The 19304-nt window shown below is 71.9% G+C and carries 19 protein-coding genes; 8 read left to right on the top strand and 11 right to left on the bottom strand.

Going from position 1 to position 19304, the window contains the following annotated elements; translation table 11 throughout:
- Position 1 precedes the first annotated feature (1 nt).
- Positions 2-544 carry a hypothetical protein gene (locus BLV39_RS36300; RefSeq protein ID WP_143050040.1) on the top strand — a complete coding sequence of 181 codons (543 nt, stop codon included), beginning with the start codon at positions 2-4 and terminating at the stop codon, positions 542-544.
- On the opposite strand, the gene BLV39_RS36295 is transcribed toward BLV39_RS36300, so the two are convergent.
- From BLV39_RS36295 to BLV39_RS36270, 6 genes are all read right to left on the bottom strand, one after another.
- A complete protein-coding gene (locus BLV39_RS36295) occupies positions 516-2588 on the bottom strand; it encodes a xanthine dehydrogenase family protein molybdopterin-binding subunit (protein ID WP_090802436.1) in 2073 nt (690 codons plus the stop codon). The genes BLV39_RS36300 and BLV39_RS36295 overlap by 29 nt on opposite strands.
- A complete protein-coding gene (locus BLV39_RS36290; RefSeq protein WP_090802434.1) occupies positions 2585-3568 on the bottom strand; it encodes an FAD binding domain-containing protein in 984 nt (327 codons plus the stop codon). Before BLV39_RS36290 ends, BLV39_RS36295 begins: the two co-directional genes overlap by 4 nt.
- Complete coding sequence (locus tag BLV39_RS36285) at positions 3565-4083, bottom strand: 2Fe-2S iron-sulfur cluster-binding protein (protein ID WP_090802431.1); 519 nt, start codon at positions 4081-4083, stop codon at positions 3565-3567. Before BLV39_RS36285 ends, BLV39_RS36290 begins: the two co-directional genes overlap by 4 nt.
- 68 nt (positions 4084-4151) lie before the next feature.
- Positions 4152-5084: a hypothetical protein gene (locus BLV39_RS36280; protein ID WP_090802428.1), complete on the bottom strand. Its 933-nt coding sequence runs from the start codon at positions 5082-5084 to the stop codon at positions 4152-4154.
- Between the two features lie 21 nt (positions 5085-5105).
- Positions 5106-5996 carry an ATP-binding cassette domain-containing protein gene (locus BLV39_RS36275; RefSeq protein WP_090802425.1) on the bottom strand — a complete coding sequence of 297 codons (891 nt, stop codon included), beginning with the start codon at positions 5994-5996 and terminating at the stop codon, positions 5106-5108.
- Positions 5993-6382, bottom strand: a complete 390-nt coding sequence (locus BLV39_RS36270; RefSeq protein WP_090802423.1) for a GntR family transcriptional regulator — start codon at positions 6380-6382, stop codon at positions 5993-5995. Before BLV39_RS36270 ends, BLV39_RS36275 begins: the two co-directional genes overlap by 4 nt.
- Before the next feature lie 85 nt (positions 6383-6467).
- On the opposite strand from BLV39_RS36270, the gene BLV39_RS36265 reads away from it, so the two are divergent.
- From BLV39_RS36265 to BLV39_RS36255, 3 genes are all read left to right on the top strand, one after another.
- Positions 6468-7268 carry an endonuclease/exonuclease/phosphatase family protein gene (locus tag BLV39_RS36265; RefSeq protein ID WP_090802420.1) on the top strand — a complete coding sequence of 267 codons (801 nt, stop codon included), beginning with the start codon at positions 6468-6470 and terminating at the stop codon, positions 7266-7268.
- A 28-nt stretch (positions 7269-7296) separates the two neighbouring features.
- A complete protein-coding gene (locus tag BLV39_RS36260; protein WP_090802418.1) occupies positions 7297-7929 on the top strand; it encodes a CG0192-related protein in 633 nt (210 codons plus the stop codon).
- A 61-nt stretch (positions 7930-7990) separates the two neighbouring features.
- Positions 7991-10114 (top strand): M14 family zinc carboxypeptidase, encoded by a 2124-nt coding sequence (locus BLV39_RS36255; RefSeq protein WP_090802416.1) that lies wholly within the window; start codon positions 7991-7993, stop codon positions 10112-10114.
- Positions 10115-10166: 52 nt separating this feature from the next.
- On the opposite strand, the gene BLV39_RS36250 is transcribed toward BLV39_RS36255, so the two are convergent.
- Positions 10167-11090: a phytanoyl-CoA dioxygenase family protein gene (locus tag BLV39_RS36250; protein ID WP_176985249.1), complete on the bottom strand. Its 924-nt coding sequence runs from the start codon at positions 11088-11090 to the stop codon at positions 10167-10169.
- Between the two features lie 112 nt (positions 11091-11202).
- On the opposite strand from BLV39_RS36250, the gene BLV39_RS36245 reads away from it, so the two are divergent.
- A complete protein-coding gene (locus BLV39_RS36245) occupies positions 11203-12516 on the top strand; it encodes a glycoside hydrolase family 16 protein (RefSeq protein WP_176985248.1) in 1314 nt (437 codons plus the stop codon).
- A 59-nt stretch (positions 12517-12575) separates the two neighbouring features.
- Entirely contained in the window at positions 12576-13409 is an 834-nt protein-coding gene (locus BLV39_RS36240; protein ID WP_090802411.1) for a phytanoyl-CoA dioxygenase family protein, read from the top strand.
- Positions 13410-13470: 61 nt separating this feature from the next.
- Here the strand turns inward: BLV39_RS36240 and BLV39_RS43345 are convergent, their stop codons facing one another.
- From BLV39_RS43345 to BLV39_RS36220, 4 genes are all read right to left on the bottom strand, one after another.
- Positions 13471-13647, bottom strand: a complete 177-nt coding sequence (locus BLV39_RS43345; RefSeq protein ID WP_176985247.1) for a hypothetical protein — start codon at positions 13645-13647, stop codon at positions 13471-13473.
- A 184-nt stretch (positions 13648-13831) separates the two neighbouring features.
- Positions 13832-14224, bottom strand: a complete 393-nt coding sequence (locus tag BLV39_RS36230; RefSeq protein WP_090802407.1) for a GlcG/HbpS family heme-binding protein — start codon at positions 14222-14224, stop codon at positions 13832-13834.
- Positions 14221-14904, bottom strand: coding sequence for an acetate uptake transporter (locus BLV39_RS36225; RefSeq protein WP_204082679.1), 684 nt, complete (start codon positions 14902-14904; stop codon positions 14221-14223). Before BLV39_RS36225 ends, BLV39_RS36230 begins: the two co-directional genes overlap by 4 nt.
- A gap of 75 nt (positions 14905-14979) precedes the next feature.
- Complete coding sequence (locus BLV39_RS36220; protein WP_176985246.1) at positions 14980-17157, bottom strand: glycoside hydrolase family 3 N-terminal domain-containing protein; 2178 nt, start codon at positions 17155-17157, stop codon at positions 14980-14982.
- 162 nt (positions 17158-17319) lie between these two features.
- On the opposite strand from BLV39_RS36220, the gene BLV39_RS36215 reads away from it, so the two are divergent.
- Positions 17320-18111: an NAD-dependent epimerase/dehydratase family protein gene (locus BLV39_RS36215; protein WP_204082680.1), complete on the top strand. Its 792-nt coding sequence runs from the start codon at positions 17320-17322 to the stop codon at positions 18109-18111.
- Between the two features lies 1 nt (position 18112).
- Entirely contained in the window at positions 18113-19261 is a 1149-nt protein-coding gene (gene dgoD, locus BLV39_RS36210) for a galactonate dehydratase (protein WP_090802399.1), read from the top strand.
- The last annotated feature ends 43 nt before the right edge of the window (positions 19262-19304 follow it).

The following is a 19304-nucleotide window of genomic DNA, read 5'->3' as shown; positions in this document are numbered from 1 at the left end:
CGTGAGATGGATTCGCCGGATCGCGGTGACCGCGATCGTTTGGTGCGTGGTGCTGCTCGCAGCATCGGCACTTCCGGGCGCCCTTCCGCTGCCCACCGCCGCCATTGCGGGGTCGGCGTTGCTGCTGGCGGTGCCGAGCTTTGTCATCACCCTCTTCGCATGCTTGCTCTTCAACGTGCGCCAGACGGGCAACCGCGCACGTGCTTCCAGAGCGATGTTCCGGCTGGTGGGCGAAACGGTGCCGGCTGGGCTCCTCATCGCGGGCGGGCTGCTGTTCGCCGGGTTCTGGCTGGTCGGAGTTCAATCCGTCGGTGGCGCTGGTGTGCCCGAGCAGCGCGCCGGGGAGTACGTCACCAACAACCACGGCATCGTGACGGTCATCAGCGAGGACGAATATCTGACCTTGAAGGAGCAGGGGCGGCGAATACCTGTCGCGATCGCGGGAGGACTCAGCGTGTTCGCCGCGGTCTTCTCGACTGCCCTCGTTCGTCGAGAAGAGCAACGCGAGACGTCGGCTACCTCGCGCGGACCCGCTCCGGGGTGATCGGGAGGTCGCGGACGCGTACGCCGGTCGCATGGAAGACGGCGTTGGCCACCGCGGCCGCGGACCCGACGATGCCGAGCTCGCCGATGCCCTTGCCACCGACGAGGGTCACGTCGTCGTCGGCACGTTCCAGCGAGTGCGCCTCCAGGCCACGGATGTCGGCGTTCGTGGCGACGTGGTACTGCGCCAGGTCGTGGTTGACGAACAGGCCCAGCCGCGGGTCGACCACGGTCTGCTCGCACAGGGCCATAGACACGCCCATCACCATGCCGCCGAGTAGTTGTGAGTGGGTCGTGCGGGCGTTGAGTGCGTGGCCGTGCGCGAACACCCCGAGCAGCCGATCCACCCGCACCTGGCCGGTGTCGGCGTCGACGCGGACCGCGCAGAAGTGCGCTCCGTACGAGTGCCGGGCCCGGTCCGGCGCTAGCTGGTCCTCCGCGGTGTCCGCGGTTACCTCGAGACCGTCCGAAGGCACCGCGCCCCCGTGCTCGGCCACCCGACGGCTCAGCTCAAGACACGCCTTGCGCACCGCGCCGCCCCACGACGCCGTGCCCGCCGAACCGCCGGCCAGCGCGGCCTGACCGTAGGCCGAGTGTCCGATGTGGATCGAAACCTGCGACGGTGGTACGCCGAGCGCGTCCACGGCCGCCTGCCAGAGCGCGGTGCGGGAGCCGGTGCCGATGTCGACCGCGGCGACCCAGACGTCGAACGTGCCGTCCGGCTCGGCGCGGGCCGTCGCCTTGCCGCCCTGTTGGTAGACCGGGTACATCGCGGACGCCAGTCCCGTGCCGAACAGCCAGCGGCCGCGCCGCCGCGCGCCCGGCGTCGGGTCGCGGGACGCCCAGCCGAACTTGTCGGCACCGGCCTGAAGGCAATCGACCAGGTGCCGCCCGTCGAACGGCAGCCCGCTCGCCGGCTCGGTCGCGGGCTCGTTGCGCAGTCGCAGGGCGAGCGGATCGAGATCCAGCGCGTACGCCAACTCGTCCATCGCCGACTCGAGCGCGAACATGCCCGGCGTCTTGCCCGGTGCCCGCATCACCCGCGGCGTCGGCAGGTTCAGCCGGGCCAGGCGGTGCCGGATCCGCAGGTTGTCGCTCGCGTACATCGTGCGGGTGGCCGACCCGGTCTGTTCGACGAACTCGTGGATCACCGAGCTGTACTGGAGCGCGTCGTGGTCGATCGCGGTGAGGGTGCCGTCGCTGCGGGCGCCGAGCCGGATCCGGCTGCGGGTCGCGGTGCGGGCCGGTGCCATGGTGTACATCTGCTGCCGGGTCAGCATCAGCTTGCAGGGCCGGCCGGTGACGCGCGCGGCGACCGTCGCCACCACGGCGCCCGCTGTTGGCCAGACCTTGCTGCCGAAGCCGCCGCCGACGTGCTCCGTCACCACGTCGACCTGCGAAGGCGGAATCCCCCACAGCATCCCGAATGCGGTCGCCGCCGCCCACGGGCCCTGGTTGGAGTCGTGGAGCAGCAACCGCTCGCCGTCCCAACGCGCGATGATCGCGACCGTCTCCATCGGGTTGTTGTGCTGCGCCGGGGTCGTGTAGACGGTGTCGACCACCACGTCGGCGGCGGCCAGCGCGGCGTCGACGTCGCCCTTGATCGACGTACCCGGGAAGCCGGCGTTGGTGGTCTCGGGTTGCTCCAGATCGGGGTCTTCCGGGTCGAGCACGACCTTGTGCCCGTGTTCGACGTAGCGGACCAGGACCTGCTCGGCGCCCTCCTGGGCCGCCTCGATCGTGGTGGCGACGACAGCGGCGACGATCTGACCGCGGTACGCGACGGTCGGCGACTGAAGGACGAGCTCGTCGGCGGTGACGGCCGGCAGCAGCCGGGGCGCGTTGGTGTGGTCGATCACCGCGACCACCTCCGGGTCGGCGAGCGCGGCGGTGCTGTCGACCTCGGTGACGGTGCCACTGGCCACGGTCGCCCCGACCGGCCAGACGTAGAGGACATCCTCGACGGGGTACTCGTAGGCGTAGCGGGCCGCGCCGGTGACCTTGTCGTGGCCCTCCAGCCGGGACAGCCCGCTGCCGGCGGTCATCGGACGGCTCCCGCCGTGCGCAGGTCACGCAGCACCGCCGCGACGAGATCCGCGGCGAGCTCGATCTTGAACGCGTTCTCCGGCAGCGGCCGGGCGTCGGTGAACGCCGCGCGGGTCGCCGCCCGGACGTCGTCGTCGCTCGGGTCGGTGCCCGCCAGCATCCGCTCGGTGGCCGTCAGCCGCCACGGTTTCGGGGCGACACCGCCCAGCGCCAGCCTGACCTGGTCGGTGCTGAGCACGGCCGCTACGGAGACCGTCGCGAACGCGAACGACCAGCGGTCGCGCACCTTGCGGTACGTCGCGACCGCGCCGTCCGGCGGTGGCGGGAGCTGGACGCCGGTGACCAGGTCGCCGGGTTCGAGCACGGTCTCGATCCACGGTGTGTCGCCGGGCAGCCGGTGCAGGTCGCCGATCGGCACCAGGACTTCGGCGCCGTCGGGGCGGCGCACCTCCACCACCGCGTCGTACGCGGCCAGCGCCACCGCGAGGTCCGACGGGTGGGTCGCCACACAGTGCTCCGACGTGCCGATCACGCCGAGGTCGCGGTGCGCGCCGGGGATCGCCGAGCAGCCGCTGCCCGGGTCCCGTTTGTTGCACGGCGTGGCGGTGTTCTGGAAGTACGGGCAGCGGGTGCGCTGCAACAGGTTGCCGGCCACCGTGGCCTGGCTGCGGATCTGCCCGGACGCTCCGGACAGCAACGCCCGGGCCAGCGCGGGGTAGCGGCGGCGGATGCCCTCGTCGTGCGCGACCCGGCGGTTGCGGGCGGCGCCACCGATCAGCACGCCGCCGTCGGGCAGGTGCTCGATCCGGTCGTACGGCAGCCGGCTGACGTCGACGACCAGGCCGGGGCGAAGGACACCGAGCTTCATCAGGTCGACCAGGTTGGTGCCGCCGCCCAGGTAGACCGCGTCCGGCTGGCTCGTGACCAGGGCGGCCGCCGCGCCGGGGTCGGTGGCCCGCGCATACCGGAAGGCCCTCATCCGTCGGCCACCTCGCGGATGGCGGCGACGATCCCCGCGTACGCGCCGCACCGGCACAGGTTGCCGCTCATCCGCTCGCGGATCTCGTCGTCGTCGAGGTCCGGCGTGGCCGTGAGGTCGGCGCTGATCCAGCTCGGCATGCCGTCCGCGACCTCGGCGAGCATGCCGATCGCGGAGCAGAGCTGTCCGGGTGTGCAGTAGCCGCACTGGAAGCCGTCGTGCGCGATGAACGCCCGTTGCAACGGGTGGAGCTCGTCTTCGTCGGCGAGGCCCTCGACGGTGGTCACCTCGCGGCCCTCGGCGGCGACGGCGAGGAGCAGGCAGCTATTGGCCCGCTCGCCGTCGACCAGCACCGTGCAGGCTCCGCACTGGCCGTGGTCGCAGCCCTTCTTGGTGCCGGTGAGGCGCAGGTGCTCGCGGAGGGCGTCGAGCAGGGTGGACCGGTTGTCGAGGTTCACGACCCGGTCCTCACCGTTGACGCGCAGCACCACGTCGCCGCGCAGCTGATCGGTCAAGGCCGTCTCCCGCGTCGCGCGTGTCTTCCGTCTTTTCGACCCTACGCGCGGAGCGGAAGAGCTAGGAGCTAAACCGCGTTGACGAGCCTGCGCCGGATGGCCAGCGCGAGCCCGGCGGAGACAACCAGCAACAGGCCGGCTTCGGCCGCCTGGAACCAGACATAACGGTCGAGGGGTTGGTATACCGCCCGCTGTCGAAGCCCGGTGCGGGCCAGGCACTCCGCGGTCGGATAGCTGTTCGCCGGGTCAGCACAGAGCTCTCCGGCCGTCGTCGAGGTCAGCTCCCGGCCGCCGGAGTCCAGATAGGACACGCGATAGAGCCAGCCGCGCTCGCTGGCCTCGAACCACGGGTCGGGCATCATCCGCTCGGCGCCGGCGACCGCGACCACCGGCGGGATCAGATGTGGCCGCAGCGCGACCAGGCCGGCGAAGCCGAGCACGAGCACGGCCAAGGTCACCGCCACGGTCGGCATGAGGCGGCGCACGCCGGCTCCGAGCGCGGCGCCGACGAGCAGCGCGCACACCCAGGTCGCGACGGGCACCACGCCCGCCTGGCTGAAGAGCACGTCGTTGCCGAACGGCCAGTCGTTGCTGAGCGAACCCAGGCGCGGCGCCGCCCAACTGACCGTCAAGCCCACGGCGACGCCGAACACACCCGCGGCGGCGGCAAGCACACCCAGCTTGACGCTGAGCCAGCCGCGTCGGCTCACCGACTGGGTCAGCACCAACCGGATGGTGCCCTGCTCGACCTCACGGGCCAGCAGCGGCGCTCCCCAGAAGACGCCGGCAGCGAGCGGCAGCAGGTTGCCCACGAGGATCGCGCTGTCCCAGCGGGACTTGGCCAGGTTGAACGCGTCGCAGGCACCGCCGAGGGTCCGGCACTCGTCGATCGCGGCCGGCACACCCCACGCGACCCAGATCAGATATCCGCAGTACGCGGCCGTGACGGCGGCGACGGTGAGCAACTGCCAGCGGTGCTGGCGCCAGACGAGCCAGAGCATGCGTGCGTCTCCAGTGGATGGTCAGCGGGCTAGGGCGACAGGGCCGGGCAACGCGCTCGCGTCGGGTGCGCCGAGGTAGCCGCGGACCAGCTCGTCGAGGGACGGCGGCCGGACGCTCCAGGCCGGGCCGAACGTGTCGGTGGTCGCGCGGGTCAGCAGGTCGACCTGGCGTCCGTTGACGCTCTCGGTGACCACCGGGAGCCGGTCGGGCAGGTGCGCGCGCCGGTCCACCGGGCCGCTGACCACAGCGTGCCCGGCCAGCAACTCGTCGATCTCGCCGCTGACCTGAATCCGGCCGCGGTTGACGGCGACCAGCCAATCGCACGTGTCGACCAGGTCCGCGATGATGTGCGACGACAGGACGACCGTGGTGCCGTGCAGGGCGACCGTCTCCATCAGCAGCGCCATCACGTCGTGACGGGCGAGCGGGTCGAGGCTGGCCAGCGGCTCGTCCAGGAGCAGCAGGTCGGGCCGCTTGGCCGAGGCGAGGACCAGTGCGCACTGCGCCCGCTGGCCGCCGGAGAGCTGGCGGACCCGCTTGCGCGGCGGGATGCCGAGCTGGGCGAGCCGGTCACGGGCGAGGTCGTCGTCCCAGCGCGGGTTGAGCTTGCGGCCGAAGGTGAGCAGGTCGGCGACCCGGAACCCCGGGTAGAGCGCGGAGTCCTGGGCCAGGTAGGCGAACCGGCCCAGGGAGGCCGGGTCGTCGCGGACCGGCTCGCCGAACCGCAGCACGCTGCCGGCAGACGGCCGGATCAGCCCGGCGACCAGGTTGAGCAGTGTCGTCTTCCCGGCGCCGTTGGGTCCGACGAGCGCGACCACCCGACCCTCCGGGATGGACAGTCGGCACTCCCGGAGCGCCCAGTGCCGCCCGTAGCGCCGCCCCAGCCCCACCGTCTCGACCGCGTTGCTCATGCGACGTCCTCCGCCACGTCCTGGCGGGCGGCCTCGAACAGCGCCTCGACGTCTTCGCGGTCGAGCCCGGCCGCGTTCGCCGACCGCATCCAGGTCACGAGCTGGCGGTGCAGGCGCGCGCGGTCGGCGGCGCCGACCCGGCCGAGCGTGCGCTGCACGAACGTCCCCGTGCCGGGCCGGGCCGCCACCAACCCTTCCCGCTCGAGCTCGCGGTAGGCCTTGAGTACCGTGTTCGGGTTGATGGCGAGCGCGGCGACCACCTCGGCCGCGGTCGGCAGCCGGTCGCCGGGCTCCAGCAGGCCCAGCCGCAGCGCGTGCTTGACCTGGTTGACGAGCTGGAGATAGGTCGGCACGCCGGAGCGCGCGTCGAGCCGGAAGCCGATCATCTCCCACCTTCCACTAAGCGATTAGTGGAATCGTGGAACAGTTCCGGGCACCGTGTCAACCCGCCAGTCCCTAGACTGTGCAGCGATGGCGTCCCGGCGGTGGTTCGTGCTCGTCGCCTGGCTGCTCGCGGCCACGGCGCTGCTCGGTGGTTCGGTGGCACCGCCCGCCCGCGCCGTCCGGCTGCTCCAGCTCAACCTGTGCGCCAGCGGGCAGGCCGGCTGCTACACCGGCCGGTCGATCGACGTCGCGGCCCAGGTCATCCGGGACACCCGGCCCGACGTGGTCACGCTCAACGAGATCTGCGAGGGCGACGTCGACACCCTCGGCTCGGTGCTCGCGGGCGTGCACGGCGACCTGGTGACGTCCGGCTTCCGGGCGGCGCCCGACCGCCCGTCCGGCGGACCCACCCGGTGCGGCCGCAACGGCCAGGCGTACGGGATCGGACTGATCGCCCGCCGGCCGACGACGCCGCACGAGGTGGTCGGCGGCGAGTACCCCGTGCAGGACCCCGTCGACCCGGAGGAGCGGGTCTGGCTGTGCCTGCTCGCCGCCGTCGACGTGTGCACCACCCACCTGGCCGGCTTCGACAGCGAGGCCGCGCTGCGCCAGTGCCAGCACCTGTTCGGCGTCACTCTGCCGGCGCTGCACCGGCGGGCCGGCTACCGCCCGACGATCGTGGCCGGCGACCTAAACCTCCGCTACGGCGCGCCGCCGGACCTGCGGCCCTGCATCCCCCCTGGCTACCGGTGGCTCGGCGACGGCGGCCTGCAACACGTGCTCGCCACCTCCGACCTCGCTCAGCCGACCATGCGCCCGGTCGACCTGGACCGCAGCACCGACCACCCGGGCCTGCTGGTCACGGTCGGGCTGACCAGCACAACCTGAGCCGCAGGGACGGGCGTACGATCCGGCAATGGCGCTGTTGCACAAAGCCACCCTGACCCCGACCAAGCTCGAGCTGCTCGCGGGCTGGCTGCCCGGCCGGCGTTGGCACGAGGCCGCCGCCGGCGAGCTGGAGCGGGTCGCCGCGTTCCGGTTCGACGACCCCGCCGGCGCCGTCGGCATCGAGACGATGCTCGTCCGATTCGGCGTCGGGTCGGTGCACCACGTGCCGCTCACCTACCGTGACGCGCCGCTGCCCGGATGTGACGCCTGGTTGGTCGGCACCACCGAGCACGAGGTGCTCGGCAAGCGCTGGGTGTACGACGCGGCCGGCGACCCGGTCTACCTCGCCGCCCTGGCCGGCGCGATCATCACGGGCACCGGCGAGGCCGAGGAGTTCGTCGACGTCGACGGCGCCGGCACGCTGGAGCAACGTGAGCCGGCGATGACGGCCCGGGGCACCGGCGTACCCGACCGCGCCGCGCCCAAGGTCGAGGAGATCCGCCGGATCGAGGAGCACGGCGACCACACTGTGGTCCACGTGGGGTCATTACGCATCGTCATCCTCCGCCGAATTACCGACGGTGACCTTCCAGCCGCCGCGCTCACCGGGCGCTGGGACTCACAACCGGAAGTTATCTTGGCGTATCTTTCGAACGGTTGACACGGATCGATCTGTGGACTGATGTAGGACCCAGCGTCCTTCGATGTCCGCAGGAGGTTCCATGTCGAACAGACGGATCTGGGTGGCCGGCGCCACCGCAGCCGTTCTGACCGTCGGGCTGCTCGCCCCGTCCGGGTCGAGCATCGCCGCCCCGCCCGACACCGCCAAACCCGCCGCCGGCCCCGCTGTCAAGGTGGCCGCCGGCGAGACCGCACTCGTCCGATTCCGCCTACCCGACGAGGCGATGCTGCGCGACCTGGTCGCCAGCGGCGCCGACGTCGCCGCCCGGCCGCGCACCACGCTCGGCCAGGTGCAGGTCGACCTCGTCGTGACCGACCAGGAGCTGGCGGCGCTGACCGCCCGCGGTGCCGTGGCCACCCAGCTCATCCAGACCGCGTCCGAAGGCTCGGCGCGGGTCATGGCCAGCAAGGAGGCCGCCGGCGCCCGTGCTGCCCTGGCCGCCAACACCGACACCCTCCAGTTCCTCCAGTCGTACTGGTGGACGTCCGAGGGCCAGAGCTTCCTGGCGGTGCAGGTGGCGACGACGGCGACCGCCGACCCGGACGTCGAGATCACCGTGACGTGGAAGACCGCCGACGGCACCACCGGCTCCTTCCCGCTCTCCCGGTTCGAGGACTCGGGCGAGTACCAGTACCACGTCGCACTCCCCCAGCCCGTGCCGGCGCAGCCGGTGACGGTGACGGCCAACTCCAGCCTGGGCGGCACCACCCGGGCGATCCGGCCGACGGCGTGGCCGGGCGCGGTCCCGCCGCCCAACCCGGCCGGCTACCAGAAGGACTTCATCGCCGCCTACATGACGCCGACCGACATCCAGGCGCGCGTCAAGCGGCTGGGTCGGCAGTACAAGAGCCTGGTCGACGTCATCGACCTGCCCAACAAGACCCAGGGCTACCGCCGCACGGCGTCCGCCTACCTCGGCGACCCGGCCACCGCCGCGATCGTCGTCGACTCGGTCAAGTTCGGCGACCAGAAGATGAACGGCGTCCAGGTCAAGACGGTCGACCCCGGCAAGAAGAACAAGCCGCTGAAGACCACGTACAAGGACCGCGTGTTGACCGTCTCGCTCGCGACGGACAGCACCGGCGCGGTCATCAGCACCACCGACCAGGTCGCCGCGTTCATCGACGCCGGCTACCCGCAGGTGTTCAACGCGTTCGTCGAGGACGGCTCGGCCGGCAAGGTCATGCCGATCGCCGGCCCGGCCCGGCTCGACGACGGCCTCGACGGCACCGAGGTGTCGAAGAAGCCGTGGACCGTGCAGGCGCTGCGGATCGGCAAGGTCCGTGACGGTTCGAAGATCGGCGTCATGGCGTACTCGCAGGAGCACGCCCGTGAGTGGGCCACCCCGCTGGTCACCCTGGAGTTCGCGGAGCGGCTGCTGGCCAACTACGCGACCGACGCGGAGACCCGCAGCCTGCTCGACAACGTCGACATCTTCGTGATCCCGATGGTCAACCCGGACGGCGCGAACTACGCCTTCAACGACTACAACTTCCAGCGCAAGAACCTGGTGAACCACTGCACGGGCGCCCAGCGCGACCCGCGGTTCGCCAACTCGTGGGGCGTCGACATCAACCGCAACTACACCGTCGGTTCCTACTTCGACGGGTACGTCGGCGGCAGCGCCAACTGCACCTCGGGCACGTACTCCGGCACCTCGGAGCTGTCCGAGGCGGAGAGCGGCAACGTGATCGCGCTCGCCAGGGCGCACGCGAACATCAAGTTCGCGATGAACGTGCACAGCTACGGCGGCTACTTCATGTGGCCGCCCGGCGCCTACAAGGCGGACGGCCGCATCACGCTGCCGCGTCCGTCCATCGAGGAGTCGGCGTACTTCATGGACAGCGCCAAGCGCATCATCGGCGCCATCCGCAGCTCGCGTGGCACGGTGACCTGGCCGTCGTACACCGGCCCGGTCGCTGACGTGCTCTACTCCGCGGCCGGCAACTCGGCCGACCAGCTCTACTACGAGCTGGGCATCCTGGCCTGGGACTTCGAGGTCGGCAACGACCTGTGGAACGCGGAGACCCAGGAGTGGGAGGGCGTCGGCTTCCAGCCGCCGTACGACGAGGCACACGCCGAGTCGCAGGAGTACGCGTCCGGCCTGGTCGAACTGGTCCGGGTCGCCCGCGACATGCAGGCCGACGGAGCCATCCAGCCGTAACGACAAGCGGAGCGGCCCCCGGTCAACGCCATGACCGGGGGCCGCTCCCGTCTCAGAGGAAGTTCGGGTGGCCGGCCGCCGCCAGCCGCCGCCGCTCCTCCACAGCCTGCGCGTCGTACGCGCCGGCCGAGTCCGGGACGACCCGCTCGCGCGGGCCGGTGGCGACGAAGTCGTAGCTGTCGACGCCGAGCGCGCGCAGGACGGCCTGCTCCACCAATGAGGGGTCGGGCCGGTTGAACCTCATCGGCTCGGCGAGGAACAGCGTCGAGTTGGTGATGAACCGCGGCACCTTCAGCGCGTTCTCGGACTTGGCGTGCACCACGAAGGGGTGCAGCAGGTAGACGTCGCCGACCCGGCCGGTCGCCTCGACGTACTCGTGGCACTGGCCCGCCAGGTCGGCGTAGTCGAAGACCGTCGCGTCGGGGTGCCCGCTCGGCAGCACGCCCTCGGGATGGTCGGCGAGGAACCGGGCGACGGGCGCGACCGAGTCCGTGGTGACGAACGTCGGGCCGCCCTCGTGCACCACGTCGGACCAGAGCACGATGGCCAGCAGCCCCTGTTCGGGCGAGTCCAGGTAGTGCCGGAACCAGCTTCCGTCGACGTGCCAGCCGGGGGTGGCCGGCGACGGTGGCTGCCACGGCCCGTCGGTCTCCTGGCGCAGGTTGACGATGAACGCGTCGGTCCACGGGAACGGGTTCTTCGCCGCGGTCAGCCGGTCCGCGCCGCCGACGAGCTCGCAGGCGGCCTGCCAGGCCTTGGGCGCGAACGTGCTGACGTCGATGTCCTCGTGCGCGGCCATGTGCACGGACGCCTTCGCCCAGGTGGTGGGGTCGTCCGCGCGATAGCCGAGGCGGTCCCAGATGTAACGGGTGCGCGACTGCGCTTCCTCCGCGCTGAAGCAGCCCGTCAGTTTGACGTATCCCTTGTCCAGGAACTGCGCCCGGTCGTCGGCGGTGAGCACTTCGGTGGGTGACATCCACGTCTCCTTCAGGATGGATCTGAACCGGTTCAGATGTCGCCGCTCAGCCTAGCCGGGGAGCCAAGCGCTGTGGTAGATAGAACGCATGGAATCTTCTGAACCGGTTCACATGGGCCGGTCGCGAGGCCGCCCCCTACGCGCGCTCCTGGCCGCGGCCGGCGCCGCAGCCCTCGTCCTCGGCGCCGCCCAACCGGCGTCCGCAGCACCCCGGGTGACGCTCGCCGTCGCCGCACCCACCTCCGGCAGCACCGTCCACGACACCACCGAGCTGCGCTTCACCGGCACCAACCTCGCGACCGTGCGGGTCTACCGGCTCGCCCACCTGGTCGCGACGGCCACCGTCACCGCCGACGGCACGGCCGCCACCTCACAGGTCGACACCACCGCGTTCCGCGACGGGCCAGTCGTGCTGAGCGCCCTGGCCTGGGGTCGCGGGTCACTGCTCCCCCGGGCCAGCGCCACCCTGCTGGTCCGCGTCGGCAACGCGACGGCCGACCAGCATCCCGCCGGCTACAAGCTGGTCTACGGCGACGAGTTCGCTGGGCGTGCACTCGACCGCGACAAGTGGTGCACGCGCTACATGTACGACGGCGGCACCGAGTCCGCCGCCGAGCAGGCGAAGATCGACCCGAGCTGCCTGGGCCGCGACCCGGTCACCGGCACGACCCTCGGCACCCTCGACACGCTGGGCGGCAACGGGACCGCGCCCGGCCAGGAGGCGCAGGTCTACCGGGACGTCAACGCCGGCGGCAAGCGGATGCACACGGTGCAGGACGGCTACCTGAGCCTGCACGCCACCGCGACCCGCCTGGACCAGCCCTACCTCAAGTACGAGTCGGCGATGATCCGCAGCAAGCGCGAGTTCCTGCCGACCGTCTCGCACCCGTTGTACCTCACCACCCGGGTCCGGCTGCCCGACGTGCTCGGGAGCTGGCCGGCGTTCTGGCTCGCGGGCGGATACGGCGACGGGCACGTCCGGCCGCCGTGGCCGCCGGAGATCGACATCCTGGAAGCCCCGTACAACAAGGGCGGCAACGGCGCCGACGTGCTCTGGACTGCGGTGCAGACCTACTACGACCACGACGAGTTCCCGGACGGCCCGCCGCAGGGACCGGTCCGCACGACGTACGCCCACCCGTCCTTCGACGGCAACGCCTTCCACGCCGACTCCTCGATCCGCGTGCGGTGGATCGAGGTCGCCGCCGAATGGACGCCGACGAGCGTCTGCTGGTACCTGGACGGCCTCAAGTTCGCCTGCAAGGACTACAAGTGGGTGGCCAACGCCGGCCCGCAGGACACCACGCCGGCCACGCTGCTGCTCAACCTCGCGGTCGGCGGCCCGTGGGCTGGCGCCGACGGCGTCGACACCACGAAGTTCCCGATGACGTACGACATCGACCACGTCCGCGTCTACCGCAAGTAGTCGGTTGTGCGGCGCCCGGTCCGCCGGGCGCCGCACCCCTGCCCCTTGGAGTAACCATCATGGACAGTTACCGGCAGGACGGCTTCGCGGTGCTGCGGGACCTGCTGACCCCGCAGGAGGTCTCCGCTTTGCGGGCCGAGACGGTCGCCCTGTGCCGCGGCGACCGCGGCGACGTCGACGGCGTGACCCCGGCGGACCCGGCGGAGCCCGACGACGAGGTGATCCGGCGATACCTGTGCATCCACCACCCGCACAAGCTGTCGCCGGTGATGGCCGCCATGCAACAGCACGCCGCCGTGGTCGACACGCTGACCACGCTGATCGGCCCCGACGTCAAGGCGATGCAGTCGATGCTGTTCGTCAAGGCCGAGGGGAGGCCCGGCCAGGCGTGGCACCAGGACGAGTTCTTCATCCCGACCCGCGACCGGTCGCTGACGGCGGTCTGGGTCGCCCTCGACGACGCCACCGTCGACAACGGCTGCCTGTGGGTGCTGCCCGGCTCACACCGGCGCGGTGTCATCTACCCGAACCGGGAGCACGACGACCCACGCTGGGACTGCACCGCCGAGTCGTACGGCTTCCCGCACCGCGAGCAGGACGCGGTCCCGGTCGAGGTGCCGGCGGGCAGTGCGGTGGTGTTCAACGGCTACCTGCTGCACCGCTCCCTGCCCAACACCGGAAAACGGGGATTCCGTCGCGCCCTGGTCAACCACTACATGAGCGCCACCTCCCCGCTGCCCTGGGGCAAAGCGGCGGCCGGCACCCACTTCGCCGAGGCCGACTACCGCGACGTCGTCCTGGTCGCGGGCACGGACCCGTACGCGTACAAGGGACTGGCCGACCTCTCCCACCCCGGCGTCCGCCCGGACCGGGAGGGCGGCTGCGACCGTTGACCCCGGGCACGATGGACGCCCACGAGCGACGGGTACATCCGCGCCCGTGGGCAGGCGCCACTCATTGACGGTTGGTGACCTGCAACAGTCGATAGACGGCGCGCCCGCCCATGGCGACCGAACCGATGAGGAGAACGACGCCGACGAGGACGAGGCCCGACGAGTCGTCACGTGCCCCGAACACCATGGCCACGACACCGACAATCGCAAGGACGAGCGCGATGGCAATAGACGTCATCAGGAACCCCCTCCCTGCTAGGAACATAGCTTCCGAGGCTCGGCCAGGTGGCGTCTTCACCCGGACCCGACCCCCGCCCACGCGGCCGCGCTCCTGGGACATCCGGTCAGCCGGGTCCTCGCACACTGACAGCGGAAGAAGACGTCGACCGGACCGACCCGCTGGGTCCCGTAGCGGACCTTCGTCATGCGAGAAATGCCTCGGCGACCGCGGTGTCCTCCGAGATTCCGCCGCCGGACACGCCGACCGCGCCGATGACGTGCCCGTCCGCGATGATGGGTAGGCCGCCGCCGAAGGTCACCAGGCCGCCGTTGGTGAGCTCTACGTTGTAGAGCTCGCCGCCGGGCTGGGACACTTCGCCGATCGCCGCCGTCGGCCGCTCGAACAGCGCGGCCGTTCTCGCCTTCTTGATCGCGATGTCGATCGTTCCCAGCCAGGCGCCGTCCATCCGGGCGAAGTGCACCAGGTGACCGCCCGCGTCGACCACGGCGATGTTCTCGGCGACGCCCAGCTCGGCGGCCTTTCTCATGGCGGCCGTGGTGCGGTTCGTCGCCTCTCGCAGCGTCAGAGCGCTCACTGTGCCGATCCTTCCTGCCGGTCGGCGTCGAGCTCGCGTTCGCCGGCGGACGAGGTGACTGAGTGGACGCGGGGGCGTCCGCGGCCCAGATGAGCCAGCCGCCTGCCCGGGTCCGGGAAGATGGGGATGAGGTGCCGGCCCCAGGTGCCGTTGATGAGCCCCGCGAACGACCCGTACCAGGCGATCGCGGCCGTCACGAACCCGACGGCGCCGGCCGCCCGCAGCACCGCCGTCGAGTCCGCGAAGCTGCCCGCGGTGACCAGGGACAGCGTGACGAACGCTCCGCTGACCAGCGCCAGCAACACCCCGGAGATGCGCAGGGTGGCCACCGCCAGATAGAGGGTCAGGATGGCCCACGGTAAGGCGAACAGGCCGTCGGCCACGTTCACGTCGTCCGTGGGCAGGGTTGGTCGGATGAGCCAACCGAAGAGGCCATAACCGATCCAGAACGCGCCGTACGCGGAGAACGCGGTGGCACCGAAGGTGCTGCCCTGTCTGAACTCGACGATGCCCGCGACGAGCTGTACGAGACCTCCGAAGAAGAGCGCCATGGCGAAAACGGTCGGGGTCAGCAGCGCGTCGGTCCCGGCGAGGAAGAAGCTGAGCAGAAACGTGGTGCCGCCGAAAGCGGCGAGCCCCAAGGGTGCGGCGTCCACCACCCGGCGAGAGGAATCGCTCACGACGGCCCCGTCCTGACGTGGTCTGCGTGGCCGCCGCATTCCCCTTTTGGTGCCGCGCACACCCTCTAAGGCGTCCTAGGATGAAACCGTCAGTGGCGCGACGGGTTCACCAGCCCCGGTGACGGAGAGCCAGAGGTCGACCTCGCCGGGCCGGCCAAGGCCTGGCAGCGCGTCGCCCAGGACCGGGACCGCGGTGTCCGCCGTTCCGCCGGCATCGAGGGTGACGTGGGTGAAGCCCACCAGGACCGCCTTGCGGGGCAGCAGGCCCGGGACGCGGGCACGGGCATAGAGCTGCACCACCTGGGTGCCTCGCCGCCGGCCCGTGTTGCGCAGCGCGGCCGTGACCGTCACCGCCGGCCAGGAACCCTCCACCGTGGCGGGGCCGAGGTCCCACGTCGTGTAGCCGAGGCCATGGCCGAACGGGAACTCGGCGGCGGCGTCGGCGTCCACGTAGCGCACCGTGGTCTCCGTGCGCTCGTTGTAGGCGACCGGCAGGACTCCGCTGGAGCCGGGCAGCGAGACCGGCAGCCGCCCGGTCGGTTCCCGGTCGCCGAGCACGAGGTCGGCGATCGCCCGGCCACCGGTCGGGCCGGGATACCAGGCGTAAAGCAGCGCGTTCGCGACGACCGCGCCGACGCCCTGCGGGCGGCCCGAGACGATGACCGCCACCGTGGGCGTTCCGGTCGCGGCGACCGCCGCCGCGAGCGCGCGCTGTGCCTCCGGCAGGAGCACCTCGGCCGCGTCGAAGCCCTCGCCCGTGGTCGCCGTCGGGCGGCGGCCCCCGAGCGCGGCGGCGCCGTTGGCGGCGAAGTCGTCGTCGTAGTGCCGCACGCTGCTGCCGCCGAGCACCAGCACCGCGAGGTCGGCCTCCGCCGCCAGCGCGACCGCGCGCTCCACGCCGCCCTCGATCGGCCCGGTCAGACCGCAACCCGGCTCGTACTCCGTGCGCGCGACCCGGGTGCGCAGCGCGCCGAGTACCGTCGCTCCCCCGCGCACCGGCGGCACGTAGTCGCCGAGCAGGGCGGACAGGTCGTCGGCGTTGGGACCGAGCACCGCGACCCGGCGCGGCACCGCGGTCAGCGGCAGCACGCCGTCGTTGCGCAGCAGCACTGTCGTGCCGGCGACGAGGGCCAGGGCCGGCCACACCTCGGGAAACTCCGGAAGCGGCTCCGGCGGGTCGAGCAAACCCAACCGCAGCTTGAGCAGCAGCACTCGCCGGCAGGCCCGGTCGACGAGCGACTCCGGCACCAGCCCGAGCGAGACGGCCTCCTCCAGCGCCGCGTAGGACACGTCGCACATGCTCAGGTCCACGCCCGCCCGCAGCGCGAGGGCTCCCGCCGCGGCCGGTGACGGCGCCGCGCGCAGCAGGCGGTCGACCGCGAACATGTCGGCCATCACGATGCCCTCGAAGCCCCACTGTCCACGCAGGACGTCGGTCAACAGCGACTCGTTCGCGACGCACGGCACGCCGTCGATGTCGTTGTAGGCGGCCATCACGCCCAGCGCGCCCTCCTCGATCCCCGCGCGGGCCGCCGGCAGGTGGAGCTCGGCGAGCTCGCGCGGGCCGATCGGGCCACCGGAGCTGTTGCGGCCACCGATCCCGGCGCCCTGGCCGGCGAAGTGCTTGAGCACGACGGCCACGCCGCGCATGCCGCGCACCAGCGCCCGGGTGCAGAGCGAGGCGAGCAGTGGGTCCTCGCCGAAGCATTCCTCGGACCGGCCCCAGCGCGGGTCGCGGAGGATGTCGAGGCCGGAGACCAGGGCCACGTGGGCGCCCCGGGCGCGCAGCTCGAGGGCCGTGTGCGCCGCGGCTTGCTCAACCAAATCCGGGCGGAAGGTGGCCGCGGCGCCGAGGTTCGTGGGGAAGAGCTGGGAACCCAGCGCCTGGTGGCCGTGTGGCGCCTCCTCGACCATCAGCGCCGGGATGCCGAACCGGGACGCCGCCACCACCTTTTCCTGGACCATCGCGACCAGTTCGGGCGCGCCGGCGAAGTCGACGCCGTTCTCCCAGTCGCGACCGGACCAGGCGTCGGCCCGCTGCAGGCCGTAGAGCGCGCCCAGCCCACCCCAGCGGGCGACCTCCTCGTCCAGGACCTCGGTCAGCTCATAGCCGGACGGCCCCGGCGACCAGGTCTGCCAGCCGAGCAGCCGCTGGTTGAGCTGGCCGACCTTCTCCCGCAGCGTCATCCGGCGCAGCAGGTCGTCGGCCCGCGTCTCCAACGGCAGGGCGGTGTCCTGGTACGGCTCGACCATCGAGGTCCTCCCTAACGTTTCGGCAGGAGATCGCGATAGCCTATCCGAGCTTGCCGTGAACCGGTTCAAGGAGCCACCCATGTCCCGTCTGACCGCCGTCCAAGTCGCCGCGATCCCGATCCTGCACGCCCGCGAGCCGGTCGTCGCCGAACGGACACGGGCGTGAGAGTCCTGGTCACCGGCGGCGAAGGGCTGGTCGGCACGGCGGTGGTCGACCACCTGCGCGCGCACGGCCACGACGTCACCCTGCTGCGCGGAGACGCGCGCGACCGGGCCGCGGTCGCCGAAGCCGCCGAGTGCGTCGACGGGGTCGCCCACCTCGCGGCGATCCCGAGCCCGTTCCACCACCCGGCCGACGAGGTGTTCGGCAACAACGCGCTCGCCACGTTCACCGTGCTGTGGACGGCCGCCGAGCTCGGTGTCCGACGGTTCGTGGTCGCCGGCAGCGTCAACGCGACCGGCCTCATCATGAACCCGCACGCACCGCCGCCCGCGCGCTATCCGATCGACGAGACGGCGCCGGCGGACGTGGCCGACCCGTACTCGCTGTCCAAACAGGTCGACGAGCTGACCCTGCGGGCCGTCTGTCGCCGGTTCGGCGCGGCCGGCTTCGCCCTGCGGCTGCCGCTGATGATCTCGGAGGCCAACCGGGCCGGACTGCGCGCCTGGGCCGCCGAGAACGCCGCAAGCGGCCGGGGCGACGGCTGGGGCTGGCTCGACGTCCGCGACGGCGCGGAGGCGTTCCGGCTGGCCCTGACCGTGCCGTGCGACGGCGCCCAAGTGGTGCACGTCGCGGCGACGACCACGTTCCAGGACGCGCCGACCGAGGAACTGCTGGCGCGGCACGCGCCCAAGGTGCCGAGAACCGAGAGGTTCCCGGGGCGCACCGCGCCCATCGACACCACCCGGGCGCGCGAGCTGCTCGGCTTCACACCGCGCCACGGGGAGGACTGACATGCGGATCACCACCGTCGAGACGTTCGTGCTCGGCGAACGGCAGGTGCTCGTGCGGGTCGGCACCGACGAAGGCCTGGTCGGCTGGGGCGACGCCTCGCTGGAGCACCGGCCCGGCACGGTCGCCGCCGCCGTCCACGAGCTCAGCGGGCACCTGGTCGGCGAGGACCCGCTGCCGGTCACCGCGCACTGGCAGCGGCTGACCCGGGGCGGCTTCTACCGCGGCGGCGCCGTGCTCTCCAGCGCGGTCGCGGGCTTGGACATGGCGCTGTGGGACCTCCGCGGCAGGTTCTTCGACGCGCCCGTGCACGTGTTGCTGGGCGGCCCGTGCCGGGACCGGGTGCGGCTCTACACGCACGCCTGGGGCACACCGGAGCGCACCGGCAACCCCGAGCGCGCACGCACGCTGGTGAAGAACGGCTACACGCTCGTCAAGGCGTCCGTCGCCGGGCCGGTCGGGTTCCTCGACTCCCCCGCGATGACCGCGCGGTTCGCCGACGACCTGGCCGCCCTGCGAGAGGCGATCGGCGACGCCGCGGACTTCGGCATCGACCTGCACGGCCGGGTCTCCGTGCACCAGGCCCGCCGGCTGGCCGACGCGGTCGCCCACACCGCGCCGGCATTCCTCGAGGAGCCCTTGCGGCCCGAGCACTCACGGTTGATCGGGCAGCTCACCGCCGGCACGTCCGTGCCCATCGCGACCGGCGAGCGGCTGTTCGGGCGGGAGGAGTTCGTGCCCGTGCTCGAGGCCGGCATCGCGATCGCCCAGCCGGACCCGGCCCACGCGGGCGGGATCACCGAGGTGTTCCGGATCGCGACCATGGCCGAGTCGTACGACGTGCAGTTGGCGCCGCACTGCCCACTCGGACCCGTGGCGCTGGCTGCCTGCGTCCAGCTCGACCTGGCCGTGCCCAACTTCTTCGCCCAGGAGCACGTCATCGACCTGAACGCGGCCACCTCGCCGGACCTGGCGATCCTGCGCAACCCCGAGGTGCTGGTCGCGGTCGACGGGCACCTGCCGCGCCTCACCGGGCCGGGCCTGGGCATCGAGGTCGACGAGGACAGGGTCCGCGCGGCGGCAGGCGAACCGGGCATACCTGTCGGTAACCCGCAGTGGCGATATCGGGACGGCGGGTTCGCCGAATGGTGACCGGGCAACCCTTAGCATTCAGGTCGACCAATCGAGAAAGCGA

This window comes from Asanoa ishikariensis, from assembly GCF_900107455.1.
GTDB classification, from domain to species: Bacteria; Actinomycetota; Actinomycetes; order Mycobacteriales; family Micromonosporaceae; genus Asanoa; species Asanoa ishikariensis.
The sequence above is the reverse complement of the archived record's forward strand: the minus strand, read 5'-3'. Positions and strand labels throughout refer to the sequence as shown.

Excerpts from the sequence above, each read along its gene's own strand:
- BLV39_RS36295 (WP_090802436.1), bottom strand. The coding sequence starts at position 2,588 with ATGACCGCCGGCAGCGGGCTGTCCCGGCTGGAGGGCCACGACAAGGTC.
- BLV39_RS36290 (WP_090802434.1), bottom strand. The coding sequence starts at position 3,568 with ATGAGGGCCTTCCGGTATGCGCGGGCCACCGACCCCGGCGCGGCGGCC.
- BLV39_RS36280 (WP_090802428.1), bottom strand. The coding sequence starts at position 5,084 with ATGCTCTGGCTCGTCTGGCGCCAGCACCGCTGGCAGTTGCTCACCGTC.
- BLV39_RS36275 (WP_090802425.1), bottom strand. The coding sequence starts at position 5,996 with ATGAGCAACGCGGTCGAGACGGTGGGGCTGGGGCGGCGCTACGGGCGG.
- BLV39_RS36270 (WP_090802423.1), bottom strand. The coding sequence starts at position 6,382 with ATGATCGGCTTCCGGCTCGACGCGCGCTCCGGCGTGCCGACCTATCTC.
- BLV39_RS36265 (WP_090802420.1), top strand. The coding sequence starts at position 6,468 with ATGGCGTCCCGGCGGTGGTTCGTGCTCGTCGCCTGGCTGCTCGCGGCC.
- BLV39_RS36260 (WP_090802418.1), top strand. The coding sequence starts at position 7,297 with ATGGCGCTGTTGCACAAAGCCACCCTGACCCCGACCAAGCTCGAGCTG.
- BLV39_RS36255 (WP_090802416.1), top strand. The coding sequence starts at position 7,991 with ATGTCGAACAGACGGATCTGGGTGGCCGGCGCCACCGCAGCCGTTCTG.
- BLV39_RS36250 (WP_176985249.1), bottom strand. The coding sequence starts at position 11,090 with ATGTCACCCACCGAAGTGCTCACCGCCGACGACCGGGCGCAGTTCCTG.
- BLV39_RS36245 (WP_176985248.1), top strand. The coding sequence starts at position 11,203 with ATGGGCCGGTCGCGAGGCCGCCCCCTACGCGCGCTCCTGGCCGCGGCC.
- BLV39_RS36240 (WP_090802411.1), top strand. The coding sequence starts at position 12,576 with ATGGACAGTTACCGGCAGGACGGCTTCGCGGTGCTGCGGGACCTGCTG.
- BLV39_RS43345 (WP_176985247.1), bottom strand. The coding sequence starts at position 13,647 with ATGACGTCTATTGCCATCGCGCTCGTCCTTGCGATTGTCGGTGTCGTG.
- BLV39_RS36220 (WP_176985246.1), bottom strand. The coding sequence starts at position 17,157 with ATGGTCGAGCCGTACCAGGACACCGCCCTGCCGTTGGAGACGCGGGCC.
- dgoD (WP_090802399.1), top strand. The coding sequence starts at position 18,113 with ATGCGGATCACCACCGTCGAGACGTTCGTGCTCGGCGAACGGCAGGTG.